12 protein-coding genes are annotated in these 13,891 nt (G+C 71.3%); 8 read left to right on the forward strand and 4 right to left on the reverse strand.

The window, feature by feature from the left end; genetic code table 11:
• Positions 1–92 precede the first annotated feature (92 nt).
• Complete coding sequence (locus tag HZZ10_RS14620) at positions 93–1,436, forward strand: MFS transporter (RefSeq protein WP_308507590.1); 1,344 nt, start codon at positions 93–95, stop codon at positions 1,434–1,436.
• Here HZZ10_RS14620 and HZZ10_RS14625 read toward each other — a convergent pair.
• Entirely contained in the window at positions 1,403–2,269 is an 867-nt protein-coding gene (locus HZZ10_RS14625) for a helix-turn-helix transcriptional regulator (RefSeq protein ID WP_179914056.1), read from the reverse strand. The genes HZZ10_RS14620 and HZZ10_RS14625 overlap by 34 nt on opposite strands.
• 202 nt (positions 2,270–2,471) lie before the next feature.
• Here HZZ10_RS14625 and HZZ10_RS14630 point away from each other — a divergent pair, with 202 nt between their 5' ends.
• The 4 genes from HZZ10_RS14630 to narI are packed head-to-tail and all read left to right on the forward strand — an operon-like array spanning position 2,472 to position 9,362.
• Positions 2,472–6,185 (forward strand): nitrate reductase subunit alpha, encoded by a 3,714-nt coding sequence (locus HZZ10_RS14630; RefSeq protein WP_179914064.1) that lies wholly within the window; start codon positions 2,472–2,474, stop codon positions 6,183–6,185.
• Positions 6,185–7,708, forward strand: coding sequence for a nitrate reductase subunit beta (gene narH, locus HZZ10_RS14635; protein WP_056135500.1), 1,524 nt, complete (start codon positions 6,185–6,187; stop codon positions 7,706–7,708). Before HZZ10_RS14630 ends, narH begins: the two co-directional genes overlap by 1 nt.
• A complete protein-coding gene (narJ, locus tag HZZ10_RS14640) occupies positions 7,705–8,565 on the forward strand; it encodes a nitrate reductase molybdenum cofactor assembly chaperone (RefSeq protein ID WP_179914057.1) in 861 nt (286 codons plus the stop codon). Before narH ends, narJ begins: the two co-directional genes overlap by 4 nt.
• 53 nt (positions 8,566–8,618) lie before the next feature.
• On the forward strand, positions 8,619–9,362 hold the full coding sequence (narI, locus tag HZZ10_RS14645; RefSeq protein WP_056135502.1) for a respiratory nitrate reductase subunit gamma: 744 nt from the start codon (positions 8,619–8,621) through the stop codon (positions 9,360–9,362).
• 11 nt (positions 9,363–9,373) lie between these two features.
• On the opposite strand, the gene HZZ10_RS14650 is transcribed toward narI, so the two are convergent.
• The gene (locus tag HZZ10_RS14650) at positions 9,374–10,666 is read right to left on the reverse strand and encodes a molybdopterin molybdotransferase MoeA (RefSeq protein ID WP_179914058.1); all 1,293 of its coding nucleotides are present in this window, start codon (positions 10,664–10,666) and stop codon (positions 9,374–9,376) included.
• Between the two features lie 23 nt (positions 10,667–10,689).
• On the opposite strand from HZZ10_RS14650, the gene moaCB reads away from it, so the two are divergent.
• From moaCB to moaA, 3 genes are read left to right on the forward strand one after another with little or no spacing between them, the layout of a single operon-like run.
• Entirely contained in the window at positions 10,690–11,835 is a 1,146-nt protein-coding gene (gene moaCB / locus HZZ10_RS14655) for a bifunctional molybdenum cofactor biosynthesis protein MoaC/MoaB (RefSeq protein WP_179914059.1), read from the forward strand.
• On the forward strand, positions 11,832–12,281 hold the full coding sequence (locus HZZ10_RS14660) for a molybdenum cofactor biosynthesis protein MoaE (RefSeq protein WP_179914060.1): 450 nt from the start codon (positions 11,832–11,834) through the stop codon (positions 12,279–12,281). Before moaCB ends, HZZ10_RS14660 begins: the two co-directional genes overlap by 4 nt.
• A complete protein-coding gene (gene moaA / locus HZZ10_RS14665) occupies positions 12,278–13,270 on the forward strand; it encodes a GTP 3',8-cyclase MoaA (protein WP_373367337.1) in 993 nt (330 codons plus the stop codon). The genes HZZ10_RS14660 and moaA overlap by 4 nt, the downstream gene beginning before the upstream one ends.
• 55 nt (positions 13,271–13,325) lie before the next feature.
• Here moaA and HZZ10_RS14670 read toward each other — a convergent pair whose 3' ends face one another.
• Both HZZ10_RS14670 and HZZ10_RS14675 read right to left on the reverse strand, forming a co-directional pair.
• Positions 13,326–13,580, reverse strand: coding sequence for a ubiquitin family protein (locus HZZ10_RS14670; protein WP_056135514.1), 255 nt, complete (start codon positions 13,578–13,580; stop codon positions 13,326–13,328).
• A gap of 1 nt (position 13,581) precedes the next feature.
• Positions 13,582–13,866 (reverse strand): DUF6457 domain-containing protein, encoded by a 285-nt coding sequence (locus HZZ10_RS14675; protein ID WP_179914062.1) that lies wholly within the window; start codon positions 13,864–13,866, stop codon positions 13,582–13,584.
• Between the last annotated feature and the right edge of the window lie 25 nt (positions 13,867–13,891).

Below are 13,891 nucleotides of genomic sequence, written 5' to 3' on the forward strand. Positions count from 1 at the left end.
AGAGCACAACGGGACGAAGGTCTCACCTGCCCCGGCGCCTGGATCCGTACGGTCGGCCATCAACACCTCGCCCCACCTCAGGACGGAGCCCCGTGGCCGCAGCCGACGCCGATGCGCACCCCACCCACGCCGTGACCGACGACGCCCGGCGGGACCTCCTCGACTGGGACCCGAACGACCCCGAGAGGTGGGACCCGCGGGTCGCCTGGTCCACCCTGTGGGTCACCACCTTCAACCTCGTGCTGGCCTTCGTCGTCTGGTACCTGCCCGGGGCGCTCGTCCCCACGCTCGGCACCGTCACGGGCTGGGACCTCACCGAGGGCCAGTCGTACTGGCTCCTCGCCATGCCGGGCCTTAGCGGGGGGCTCCTGCGCATCGTCTGGATGACGCTGCCGCCGCTTCTGGGCACCCGCAGGATGATGACGCTCTCGGCTCTGCTCATGATCATCCCGCTCGTCGGGTGGACCTGGGTCGTCATGCTCCCCAGCCAGCCGTCCTACGCGATGCTCGTCGCGCTCGCGCTCGCGGCCGGTATCGGCGGCGGGGCGTTCTCGGGCTACATGCCCTCGACGTCGTACTTCTTCCCCAAGAGCAAGCAGGGCACGGCGCTCGGGCTCCAGGCCGGCATCGGCAACTTCGGCGTCTCCGTGGTGCAGCTCGTGGTGCCGTGGGCGATCGGCTTCGGCATGCTCGGCATGGCGGGCCAGCTGGCCCGGCCCGAGGGCGAGGAACCCACGCAGGTGTGGCTGCAGAACCCGGGTCTGATCTTCCTGCCCTTCGCTGTCGTCGCGGTGGTCCTCTCGTGGACGACGCTCAGGTCGATCCCCGTGAAGGCGAACGTCCGCCAGCAGTTCGACATCTTCTCGACCAAGCACACATGGCTCATGACCGCCGAGTACGCCCTGACCTTCGGCATCTTCTCCGGGCTGGCGGGTACCTTCGGCATGCTGCTCAAGGCGCAGTTCGGCCCCGGCCACCTCAGGCTCGTGTTCCTCGGGGCCCTCGTCGGCTCGCTGGCGCGCATCTGCTGGGGCCCGCTGTGCGACCACTTCGGCGGTGGGGTCTGGACCGTCGTCTCAGGAGTCGGCGTCGCGCTGTCGTCAGGCCTGGTGCTCTACGGCCAGCTCGCCGTCCCGGCGGACGGTGCGCCGTCGCTGACGATCTTCATGACGGGCATGATCTGCATCTTCTTCTTCTCGGGGATCGGCAACGCCGCGACCTTCAAGCAGATGCCGATGATCTTCCCGGCCCGCCAGGCGGGCGGGGTCATCGGGTGGACCGCGGCGATCGCCGCCTTCGGCCCCTTCGTGTTCTCCATGCTCTTCAACTACATGTCCCGGACCGTCGTGTTCTCCGGGATCATCGTCTACGCCCTCGCGTGCGCCGCGATCGCCTGGTACTACTACGCCCGCCCCGGCGCCGAGGCGAAGAGCTGATGCGCCCCCGAGACTGCCGCAGCACCCGCCCCTCGGTCGACGACGACAGCGCCTGCGACCGTCGGCGACGGCCGACCCGTCAGCACGATCGGTACCGGCGCGGCGTCGTCGTGGGTGGTCCGGTCGACCTCCTCGAGGTGGGCCTCGCAGCGGTGCGGGCCGACCAACGGGTGCAGCGCGACGACCCGCCGGTTCGACCCGAGCTCGGAGAGCGTCCCGTTGACGAGCCCGGCGTGCAGCGAGCACACCACCTGCGGGTCGCACCGCGACGTCACGGTGAAGGGGCAGTTGTGCAGCACGAGGAGCCCCGCGCTCTTCGAGGGGACGACGGGCTCGGCGCCGTCGAGCGACGGTGCGAACCACAGGGCGTCCATCTTCGCCACGAGGTGCTCGGTGACGGAGTCTTCGTCGACGGTGCCGAGCAGGCTCGGTGGGTCGGCGAGCTGGCGGCCCCATGCGCGCCCGACGCCGTAGACGACGCCGTGCGCGTCCGGGACGTGGGCGGCGACAGTCGAGGTCAGGGCCTCGGCGAGCACCCTGTAGCCCTGAGCCCGCTCGTGCGTCTGGTTGGGCAGGGTGCCCACGTACAGGACCCGCGGCCGGCCTGGCGTCGACCGGGCCTGGTGGGTGCGCTCGGCGAGCCCGGCGTCCACGAGCGACTCGAGGTGGGAACGCGCCGCCGCGGCGCGGACGCCGACCTCCCGGGCGACGTCAGAGACCGACAAGGGCTCTCTGGAGTCACGCAGGATCTGGATGATGTGCGTCCGCCGACCCCCGTGGTCGGTGCGTCCGGTCGTCCCGTCGTAGCCGACCTGGCCCTGACGTCTGGTCACCGTTCCTCCTCGTGCTCCTGCAGGTGGCCCTGCACGGACAACGTGCGCAGGTGCCGCGAAACACCCGCTTCCCCCGATTCAAGCACAAAGGTTCCCGGCCGCAGTGGGCCCTGGCGACCACACCCTCAAGCCCAGCGTCCTCAAGCCCCAGCGTCCTCGTGCCCGAAGGAGCTCTCCAGTGACTCAGCCTGATCTCGCCCCGATGTCGCCCCTGCTCAAGAAGCTGTTGACGACCCGTAGCCACTTCCCGGGTACCGAGGTGCTCGACTCCGCCCACGCGATGATCGAGACCGACCCCTCGGAGTGGGACTCCTTCTACCGTGACCGGTGGGCGCACGACAAGGTGGTCCGCTCGACCCACGGCGTCAACTGCACGGGGTCGTGCGCGTGGGACGTCTACGTCAAGGACGGCCTCATCACCTGGGAGCACCAGGGGACCGACTACCCGACCACAGGACCCGACAGCCCGGAGTACGAGCCGCGCGGCTGCCCGCGCGGTGCCTCCTTCTCCTGGTACACCTACTCACCCTCGCGGGTGCGCTACCCCTACGTCCGTGGGGTCCTGCTCGAGATGTACCTGGATGCCCGGTGCAGGCTCGGAGACCCCGTCGCGGCCTGGGCCGAGGTCGTCGAGAGCCCGCTCAAGGCGACGCTCTACAAGCGTGCCCGTGGCAAGGGCGGCCTGGTCCGCGCCGACTGGGAGCTCGCGACCGAGATCATGGCCGCCGCCCACGTCTACACGATCAAGACCTACGGCCCCGACCGCTGCGTCGGCTTCACACCGATCCCGGCCATGTCGATGGCGAGCTTCGGTGTCGGCACGCGCTTCCTGTCGATGATCGGCGGGACGTTGCTGTCCTTCTACGACTGGTACGCCGACCTCCCGCCGGCGAGCCCGCAGGTCTGGGGCGACCAGACCGACGTCCCCGAGTCCGGGGACTGGTGGAACTCGAGCTACATCATCATGTGGGGCTCGAACGTCCCCGTGACCCGGACCCCTGACGCGCACTTCCTCACCGAGGCGCGCTACAAGGGCACCAAGGTCGTGGCGGTGAGCCCTGACTACGCGGACAGCGTGAAGTTCGCCGACGACTGGATGGCGCCGGCGCCGGGGACCGACGGTGCGCTCGCCCAGGCGATGGGCCACGTCCTGCTCACGGAGTTCTACAGGGACAGGCAGGTCCCGTACTTCGAGGCCTACTCGCGGACCTTCACCGACGCGCCCTTCCTCGTCACGCTCGAGCAGCACGGCGACGGACCGGAGGCGACGTTCCACCCGTCGAAGTTCCTCACCTCGGCCGCCGCGACCGCAGCCGGCGTGCCGGTCGCCGGGGCCACCGGGGCACGGCCTGAGTTCCGCCCGGTCTTCCTCGACACCGCAGCCGACGCCCTCACGGTCCCGAACGGGACGCTCGCCGACAGGTGGACCGACGACGGCGTCGGCCGGTGGAACCTCGACCTCGAGGAGAACGACCCGGCACTGAGCCTGCTCGGCCTGACCCACCAGGGCCAGACCGCCCAGGGCGTCGAGGTGACCCTGCCGCGCTTCGACGTCGGCGTGACCGAGGGCGGAGGGACGATCGTGCGCGGGGTCCCGGCGCTCCGGGTGGGCACGGTCCTCGTCACGACGGTCTTCGACCTGCTCATGGCGCAGTACGGCGTGGGTCGCGACGGTCTGCCGGGGACGTGGCCCACGGGCTACGACGACGTCGAGTCGCCCGGGACCCCGGCCTGGCAGGCCGACCTCACCGGTGTGCCCGCCGAGCAGTGCGTGCGCATCGCCCGCGAGTTCACGCGCAACGCCGAGGTGAGCGAGGGGAGGTCCATGATCATCATGGGCGCGGGGACCAACCACTGGTTCCACTCCGACACGATCTACAGGACCTTCATCGCCCTGCTCACCCTCACAGGCTGCCAGGGAGTCAACGGAGGCGGATGGGCGCACTACGTCGGGCAGGAGAAGGCCCGCCCGCTCACCGGCCAGCAGCACATGTCCTTCGCGCTCGACTGGCAGCGACCGACCCGCCACATGACGAGCACCTCGTTCTGGTACGCCGCGACAGACCAGTGGCGCTACGAGGGCTTCGGCGCCGACGAGCTGGTCTCGCCGGCCGGACCCGGCAGGCTCACGCAGCGGTCGATGATGGACTGCCTCACGCAGGCCGCCCGCCTCGGCTGGTCGCCCTCCCACCCAGGATTCGACAAGAACCCGCTCGACCTGTGCGACGAGGCCGCCGAGGCCGGGGTCCCCGTCGCGGAGCACATCGTCTCCGAGCTGAAGAACGGCACCCTCAAGTTCGCCGTCGAGGACCCTGACGACCCGCAGAACTTCCCCCGGGTCCTCACGGTGTGGCGGGCCAACCTCATCGGCAACTCGGCCAAGGGCAACGAGTACTTCCTCAAGCACCTGCTCGGCGCAGACTCCTCGCTGCGCGCGAACGAGACACCACCCGACCGCCGCCCCCGCGACGTCGTCTGGCGGGAGCACGCGCCCGAGGGCAAGCTCGACCTGCTGACCAACATCGACTTCCGCATGACGTCGACCTCGCTGTTCGCCGACATCGTCCTGCCAGCCGCGACCTGGTACGAGAAGCAGGACATCTCGACGACCGACATGCACCCCTTCGTGCACGCGCTCGACGCGGCCATCGCGCCGCCGTGGCAGGCGCGGACCGACTACGACGCGTTCCTCGGCCTGGCCGACAAGGTCTCTGAGCTCGCAGCCGTCCACCTCGGGACACGCACCGACGTCATCGCCGCACCCCTGACCCACGACACCCCCGACGAGATGGCCCAGCCCGGGGGCGTCGTCCGTGACTGGTCGAAGGGCGAGTGCGAGGCTGTCCCCGGCGTGACGATGCCGCGGTTCGTCGTCGTGGAGCGTGACTACACGCAGATCGGCGAGAAGATGCGGGCCGTCGGCCCGCTCGTCTCGACCCTCGGCACGACGACCAAGGGCGTGACCGTCGTCCCCGAGTCCTCGGTCGCCTTCCTCGCCCAGGCCAACGGCGTGCGCCCGGACGGGGTCGCGAAGGGCCGACCGTCGCTCGAGACCGCGGCGCACATGTGCGAGGCCATCCTCGCGCTGTCCGGCACGACCCACGGGGGAGTCTCGCTCGCCGGGTTCACCGCCCTGGAGAAGCGGGTCGGCAAGCCTCTCGCCGACCTCGCCGAGGAGAACCACGAGCGGCAGGTGACCTTCGCCCAGACGCTCACCGGCCCACAACCTGTCTTCACGAGCTACGAGTGGTCCGGCTCGGAGAAGGGCGGTCGGCGCTACTCGCCCTTCGTCATCAACGTCGAGCGGCACAAGCCCTGGCACACCCTCACCGGGCGCCAGCACTTCTTCGTCGACCACGACTGGATGACCGAGCTCGGGGAGCAGCTCCCCGTGTACAGGCCGCCGCTCGACATGGCCCGGCACTTCGGGCACCAGGGCTTCTCCGAGCCGGGGTCGACCGAGGTCACCGTGCGGTACCTCACCCCGCACTCCAAGTGGTCGATCCACTCGCAGTTCCAGGACAACCCCTACATGCTCGCGCTCTCCCGCGGGGGCCCCACCATCTGGGTCTCCGAGGCCGACGCCGCGACGGCGGGGATCGCGGACAACGACTGGATCGAGGCGGTCAACCGCAACGGTGTGGTCGTGGCCCGCGCCGTGGTCTCGCACCGCATGCCGACGGGGACCGTCTTCATGTACCACTCCAAGGACCGCAACATCGACGTCCCCAAGGCCGAGGCCTCGGGGAAGCGCGGGGGCATCCACAACGCGCTCACGATGATCATGATGAAGCCGACCCACCTCCTCGGTGGATACGGCCAGCTCACCTATGCCTTCAACTACTACGGACCGACCGGGAACCAGCGCGACGAGCTCACGGTCATCCGCCGCCGCAACCAGGAGGTCGAGTACTGATGCGTGTCATGTCACAGGTCGCGATGGTCATGAACCTCGACAAGTGCATCGGGTGCCACACCTGCTCGGTGACCTGCAAGCAGACGTGGACCAACCGCGACGGGGTCGAGTACGTCTGGTTCAACAACGTCGAGACGAAGCCCGGCACGGGGTACCCGCGTGGGTACGAAGACCAGGACCGCTGGCGCGGAGGCTGGGAGCTCGACCGCAAGGGCCGGCTGCGGCTGCGCTCGGGCGGACGGCTGCGCCGTCTGGCGCACATCTTCTCCAACCCGGACATGCCCGGTCTCGACGACTACTACGAGCCCGCCACCTACGACTTCGACCAGCTGGTCTCGGCACCTGCCGGCCAGCACGTCCCGGTCGCCCGCCCCAAGAGCGCGATCACGGGCAAGGACATGAAGATCACCTGGGGCTCCAACTGGGACGACGACCTCGCCGGCTCGCCCGAGATCGCGTCCAAGGACCCGAACCTCGCCTCGATGGTCGACAAGGTCCAGCTGTCCTTCGAGCAGACCTTCATGTTCCACCTGCCGCGCATCTGCGAGCACTGCCTCAACCCCGCGTGCGTCTCGGCGTGCCCGTCGTCGGCGATGTACAAGCGCGTCGAGGACGGGATCGTGCTGGTCGACCAGGACGCGTGCCGCGGCTGGCGCATGTGCGTCTCGGCGTGCCCGTACAAGAAGGTCTACATCAACCACCAGACCGGCAAGGCCGAGAAGTGCACCTTCTGCTTCCCGCGGATCGAGGTCGGCCAGCCGACGGTGTGCGCCGAGACCTGCGTGGGCCGGCTGCGGTACATCGGGCTGGTCCTGTACGACGCCGACGCCGTCGAGGCCGCAGCGTCGGTCGAGGACCCCAAGGACCTGCTGGACGCCCAGCGCGACGTCTTCCTCGACCCGACCGACCCCGAGGTGATCGCGGCGGCGCGTGCCGAGGGTATCGCCGAGGACTGGATCAAGGCTGCGCAGGACTCACCCATCTGGAAGCTCATCCAGAAGTTCAAGGTCGCCCTCCCGCTGCACCCCGAGTACAGGACCATGCCCATGGTCTGGTACGTCCCGCCGCTCTCGCCCGTGCTCGACGTGACGACCGAGCTCGGCAAGGACGACGGCGACGCCGACGACGTGTTCCACACGATCGCGTCGCTGCGCATCCCGCTCGAGTACCTCGCGAGCCTGTTCTCCGCGGGGGACGTCGACGTCGTGGCCGGGGTGCTCATGCGGCTGGCCGCGATGCGCACCCACATGCGCCAGCGGACCCTCGACGGCGAGGTCGACACGGCTCTGCTCGAAAGGGTCGGGCTGACGGCCGAGGAGGTCGAAGAGCTCTACAGGCTGCTGGCGATCGCCAAGATGGAAGACCGCTACGTCATCCCGTCTGCCCACCGTGAAGACGCCGCCGAGATGGCGTCGTGGGCCTCCGGCTGCTCCCTCGACTCCCCGGGCGGGCCAGGGATGAGCGCAGCGTCGACCCGCGGAGGTCCCGTGGCCGTATCGCTCCAGGTGCGGCGGCCGTCATGACGACGCCGACCTCCGCCTCGGCAGCGCTGTCGCCGGCCACCTCACCTGCGCTCTCGGCACCGGGGCGCGCTGCGCCGGCACCTGGCGGCACCTCGGCCACCGGGCAGGGCCGTGCTCCCCGCAGGAAGATCTCGATCCCGCTGCTGCGGCGCTCGCGCCGCAGGGACCTCGTCGAGGTCCCTGCCCGGGCGGACGTCCTGGCCCTGTGCAGCGTCCTCCTCGGGTACCCCGACGAGGCGCTCTACGCCGACCTCGACCTGCTGGGAGAGGCTGTGGCCGCGCTGCCGGCATCAGCCCCGGCAGCGCACCTGGCGGTGTTCTGGCGTGCCTTCACCGGCCAGACCCCGGCGCAGGCACGCGCGCACTACGTCGAGACCTTCGACCTGCGCCGCAGGTCGTCGTTGTTCCTCAGCTACTACCTGCACGGGGACACCCGCCAGCGCGGCATGGCGCTGCTCTCGCTCAAGCAGCGCTACAGGGCTTGCGGCTTCACCCCCGAGGAGGGCGAGCTGCCCGACTACCTGCCCATGGTCCTCGAGTTCGCGTCGCGGGCCGGGACCGGTGCCGGAGAAGGCGTGCTGCGTGCGCACCGCCCCGGCATCGAGCTCATCCGGCGCTCCCTCGCCGACCGTGGCTCCTGGTACCAGGAGATCCTCGAGGCCGTCTCGGTCCTGCTCGGACCCGTCTCCGACAGGCACCGGACCGAGGCCGACCAGCTGGCGTCCTCAGGACCACCGAGCGACGACGCCGGGCTCGAGATCGCGGCCATGCCCTACGGCTCCGGCTGGACAGGCAGCCCGGGGACACCCTTCGGCCCGCCCGAGTACACCTGCGCCCCGGCAGGGCGGCAGTCGTGACAGCGGTCGTGGGCCCGCCCGAGAACCCCTGCGACCCGAGAGAGGTCTGACCCGTGGACGTCGCCCTGTTCATCGTCCTGCCATACGTCTGCCTGGCGGTCTTCGTCGTCGGGCACGTGTGGCGCTACCGTGCCGACCAGTTCGGCTGGACCTCCCGGACCAGCCAGCTCTTCGAGAAGAGATGGTTGGCCTGGGGCTCCCCGCTCTTCCACGTCGGGGCGCTCATGGCCATCCTCGGCCACGCTGCAGGCCTGCTCGTCCCGACCTCGTGGACGCAGGCTCTGGGCATCTCGGACCACGCGTACCACCTCGTGGCCGTGGTCGCCGGGACGGTCGCCGGCGTCGTCCTGTGCACGGGGCTGGTCATCCTGCTGCTCCGCAGGTTCGTCTTCTCCGTGCGCGTGCGGGTGGTGACCACAGGGATGGACCGGGTGCTCTACGCGCTGCTGACAGTCGAGATCGCGGTGGGCATGTGGCAGACCGTCGCGATCAACGTCTTCGGTGAGGGCTACGAGTACCGGGGGACCGTCTCGGTGTGGTTCCGCCAGCTCTTCGTGCTGCAGCCTGACCCGGCACTCATCACCTCGGCGCCGGCCGTCTACGCGTGGCACGCGGTGATCGCCTGCCTGATCCTCGCGGTCTGGCCCTTCACCCGGCTCGTCCACGTGTGGTCCGTGCCGATCGCGTACCTCGGGCGCCCCTATGTCGTCTACAGGCGGCGCACCGCGGTCGCCCGCCCCCCGCGCGAGCAGAGCCGGGACAGGTCGTCCCGGCCACGGAGCAGTGCCGGCCGATGACTGCCGACGACCTACCAGGGCAGGGGCAGGTCCGGGACCACGGCCCCGGCCTGGACGCCGCCCGGAGGGACGACCAGGACGCCGTCCGCCCCCGCCAGCCCGCGGAGCATGCCCGAGCCGAGCCACGCCGTCGGCCGGGCCAAGACACCGCGGGTGGTCCCTGCGGCCACGTCGCGCTCGAGGAGCCCGCCGAGACCGTCGACGTCCGGGACCCGCACGTACGGCACCAGCCGGCTGTCGTGGGCTGGAGCCCCCACAGCCCCGGCGGTGACCGCGCGGCCGAGGACCACGGGCGGCAGACCGCGCAGACCGAGGGCGAGCGGCCGGACGATCGTGAGCACACCGGCCATGGCCGAGAGCGGGTTGCCGGGGAGGCCGACCAGGGACCGCCCGTCCTGCAGCCGCGCCAGCAGCACGGGGTGCCCCGGACGCATGGCGACGGTGTCGACCACCAGCTCGGCACCGAGGACCGTCAGCGCCCTGTGCAGGTAGTCCGCCGGGCCTGCCGCCGTGCCACCCGTCGTGAGCACCACGTCGGCCTCGCAGGCGCGGATCGCCTCGACAGCCGCGTCGAGGGTGTCGGCGACGAAGGTCGCCGGACCTGTCACCAGGCCGAGCATCCGTGCGAGGTGCGGCAGCTGAGGGGCGAAGGCGTCGCGGACCTCGCCCTCGCCGGGCAGGCCGTCGTGGCGCACCTCGTCCCCCATGACCAGGAGGGCCGCGGTCACCGGGCGGTGCACCGTCAGCCCGTCGTTGCCCGCCATCGCGGCCAGGCCCACCTGCGGAGGAGTCAGCACCCGGCCCGGTGCGACGAGCACGTCGGCCTGCGCAGCCTCCAGGCCGGCCGGTCTGACATGGCTCCCCGCAGCAGGTTCGGCGGGCGGCCCGTCTGCGGGAGGGTCCGCGTGCACCCACGCCGGTCCGTCACCCTCGGTCCACGCTCTGCCGTCTGCGGTGCGGACCGAGCCGAGCTCGCGGCGCAGCACCCCGAAGGCCCCGGCAGGGACCACCCCGCCCGTCGCGATCACGGCCGCCGTGCCAGGAGCGAGGGCACGGCGCATCGGGTGCCCGGCGAGGGAGGAGCCCACGAGCTCCCACGGGCCGGTCTCGCCGGAGACCACCCACCCGTCCATGGCCGAGGTGGTCGACCTGGGCAGGTCCATCAGAGAGACCGCCGGCTCGGCCAGCACCCGACCCACAGCCTCGACGAGCGGCACCCGCTCGGCGGGGACAGGTCGCGCGGCGGCGTACGCAGCAGCGTGGGCGTCGGCCCACGACGGTTCGAGGAGAGAGTCATGATCCATCACAAGAGACGAGTGTGCCCGAGATGACCCAGTTCCGAGAAGTCCGAGCACGAGCACCCCACGACCCCGTGGCCCCCGCAGGGGACGGGCGGTCCGACCACCTCACGCACCTCGACGGCGCAGGCCACGCCCGCATGGTCGACGTCAGCACCAAGCCCGTCACGCAGCGAGCAGCCGTCGCCGTCGGACGGGTCGTCTGCGCCCCGGCGACTGTCGAGGTGCTGCGGCGCGGAGAGCTGGCGAAGGGTGACGCGCTCGCCGTCGCCCGTATCGCGGGCATCGCCGGCGCGAAGCGCACCCCCGACCTGGTGCCGCTGTGCCATCCCGTGGCGATCACGGGGGTCGAGGTGAGCGTCGAGGTCGTCGTCGACGGGGTCGAGATCCGGGCACAGGTCCGCACGGCCGAGCGCACCGGGATCGAGATGGAGGCGCTCACCGCCGTGACGGTCGCCGCGCTCACAGTCGTCGACATGGTCAAGGCCGTCGACAGGGCCGCGCACATCGGCAGGGTCTGGGTCGAGCGGAAAGAGGGTGGAGCGTCCGGGACCTGGGAGCGTGGGAAGCAGGTCGCGGCGGACGAGGCGCAGACTCCGGGCACGGGCACGGGCACGGGAACCGGAACCGGCGTCAGCGCCAGCGCCAGCGCCAGCGCCGGGCGAGAGGTCCAGGGCCCTCGTGCCGAGGTCCAGGCCGTCGTCGTCACCGTCTCCGACAGGTGCTCGGCCGGGGAGCGCGACGACGTGTCCGGACCTGTGCTCGCCGAGATCCTCACGGGGTGGGGCGCGCAGGTGAGCAGGGCTGTCGTCGCCGACGACGCCGAGGCCATCGCCGAGGCCGTCCGAGATGCCGTGGACTGCGGGGCGCGGCTGGTCCTCACGACAGGGGGCACCGGTGTCACCTCACGTGACGTGACCCCCGAGACGGTCCGACCGCTGCTCGACAAAGAGCTGCCGGCGCTCGCCCAGGCGGTCCGCGACGCTGGTCGCGGCACCCCGGGGGCGCTGCTCTCGCGCTGCGTCGCCGGGATCGTCGGACGTTCCCTGGTGGTCACCCTCCCCGGGTCCCCGGGAGGGGTGCGAGACGGAGCACGGGTGCTCGCGGAGGTCGTCGAGCACCTCCTCGACCAGCTGGGCGACGGCGACCACCCCAGCGCACGGAGCACCCGATGAGGCGGGCAGCAGAGGTGGTCCCGGCGAGCGTGGTCGTGCTGGCAGCGGTCACCGACCAGCCGATCGACGTCGCGACCCACGAGCAGGCCGTCGCCGCACGCTGGGCTGGTGCGACAGCGATCTTCGCCGGGGTCGTCCGAGACCACGACGGAGGGCGTGCTGTCGTCAGGTTGACCTACGAGGCGCACCCCGACGCAGGTCAGGTCGTCGCCCGGATCGCCGGTCAGGTGGCGGACCTCTTCCCCGGAACCGTGATCGCGGTGTCCCACCGTGTCGGTGCCTTGGAGGTCACCGACGTCGCGCTCGTCGCGGCTGTCGCCTCCGCGCACCGCGGTCAGGCCTTCGCCGCCTGCGCCGAGCTCGTCGAGAGGGTCAAGGCGAGCCTGCCCGTGTGGAAGCACCAGTTCCTCGCCGACGGGTCTGACGAATGGGTGGGGGCGCTGTGACCGCCGCACCCCTCGTGGACAGCTTCGGGCGGCGGCACCGCGACCTGCGGATCTCGCTGACCGACCGGTGCTCACTGCGCTGCACGTACTGCATGCCCGCCGAGGGGATGCCCTGGCTGCCGTCGGGCACGCTGCTCACCCTCGCCGAGACCACCCGGATCGCGGCTGTCGCCGTCCAGCACGGGATCGAGGAGATCCGGCTCACAGGCGGTGAGCCGCTGCTGCGGCCAGACGTCGTCCAGGTGGTCGAGGCGCTCGCGGGTCTGCCGGGCAGCCCGGAGGTGTCGATGACCACCAACGGGCTGCGGCTCGGCGGGCTCGCGCAGGGGCTCAAGGACGCCGGGCTCGCCAGGCTCAACGTCTCGCTCGACACGCTCAGCCGCGAGCGCTACCAGCAGCTCACGCGCAGGGACCGGCTGGGGCAGGTCCTCGCCGGGCTGGTCGCCGCCGACGCTGCGGGCTTCGAGGGCACGAAGATCAACACCGTGCTGCTGCGAGGCGTCAACGAGGACGAGGCTCCGGCGCTGCTGAGGTTCGCCCTCGAGCGCGGGTACGAGCTGCGGTTCATCGAGCAGATGCCCCTCGACGCCGGTCACACCTGGACCATGGAGGGGATGGTGCGTGCCGACGAGGTCCAGGCGCTGCTGAGCGAGCACTTCGACCTCGTCCCGGTCCCGGGCCGTGGTTCGGCGCCCGCCGAGCGGTGGTCCGTCGACGGCACGCAGTCCGCCGTCGGGATCATCGCGTCGGTCACCCGGCCCTTCTGCGGGGCCTGCGACAGGATCCGCCTCACGGCCGACGGCCAGCTGCGCAGCTGCCTGTTCGCCCAGGAGGAGACCGACCTGCGGACCCTGCTCAGGTCCGGGGGCACCGACGAGCAGATCTCGGCGGCCCTCGGGCTCACCGTCGCGCAGAAGGCTGCCGGGCACGCCGTCGGGCAGGCGGGGTTCGAGCAGCCCGGACGGGGGATGTCGGCGATCGGGGGGTGACGGGTGCCAGACTCAGCCGCCCGGTCGTGGGCCCGGCGGCTGAGCCTGGGGCCGGTCAGCCCCCTGCGAAGGGCGGGAGCACGTCGATCCGCACCGCCCCGACGACACGCTCTCCGAGCGCCTCGCGGCTGAGCGAGACCCCGTCGAGCAGGTAGGAGCTGATGCCGACGACCCGGGCGAGCTCGGGGCCGTGCGTGGCGACGAGCGCGGCGAAGGCTGACTCGGGGGTGTCGGCCTCGACGGTCTCCTGGTCGAGGCCCCCGGCGGCGGCGCGGGCCGCGGCGAAGTAGCGCACGGTGACGGTGGCCATGTCAGGCCCCGTCCGTGGCCGTGCCCGGCCTCGTGCCCAGGGCGAGGTCGCGGGCGATCGTTGACGCGGCCTGGACAGCCTCGGGGGTCCCGCCGGCGAGTCCTGCGCAGAGCCCGACGAGATACGTGGTCAACGGCGCGGCAGGCCGGGCGACTGAGTGTGCGGCGTCGCGGGAGAGGTTCAGCAGGAGCTGGACGTCCGGGCGGAGGGCGACCTCCTGGGTGAGGCCGAGAGCCTGGCTGAGCTCGGCGCACCAGGCGTCGAGGGTCGAGGGCTGGGTGGTCATGAGAGGTCCTTCCGGTCGTGAGGGG

It is taken from the genome of Sanguibacter inulinus (assembly GCF_013415325.1).
GTDB lineage: Bacteria > Actinomycetota > Actinomycetes > Actinomycetales > Cellulomonadaceae > Sanguibacter > Sanguibacter inulinus.

Bases quoted from the DNA above. Each gene is read 5' to 3' on its own strand.
- moaCB (WP_179914059.1), top strand. From the start codon at position 10,690: ATGACCCAGTTCCGAGAAGTCCGAGCACGAGCACCCCACGACCCCGTG.
- HZZ10_RS14675 (WP_179914062.1), bottom strand. From the start codon at position 13,866: ATGACCACCCAGCCCTCGACCCTCGACGCCTGGTGCGCCGAGCTCAGC.
- HZZ10_RS14670 (WP_056135514.1), bottom strand. From the start codon at position 13,580: ATGGCCACCGTCACCGTGCGCTACTTCGCCGCGGCCCGCGCCGCCGCC.
- narH (WP_056135500.1), top strand. From the start codon at position 6,185: ATGCGTGTCATGTCACAGGTCGCGATGGTCATGAACCTCGACAAGTGC.
- HZZ10_RS14660 (WP_179914060.1), top strand. From the start codon at position 11,832: ATGAGGCGGGCAGCAGAGGTGGTCCCGGCGAGCGTGGTCGTGCTGGCA.
- HZZ10_RS14650 (WP_179914058.1), bottom strand. From the start codon at position 10,666: ATGGATCATGACTCTCTCCTCGAACCGTCGTGGGCCGACGCCCACGCT.
- HZZ10_RS14630 (WP_179914064.1), top strand. From the start codon at position 2,472: ATGTCGCCCCTGCTCAAGAAGCTGTTGACGACCCGTAGCCACTTCCCG.
- narJ (WP_179914057.1), top strand. From the start codon at position 7,705: ATGACGACGCCGACCTCCGCCTCGGCAGCGCTGTCGCCGGCCACCTCA.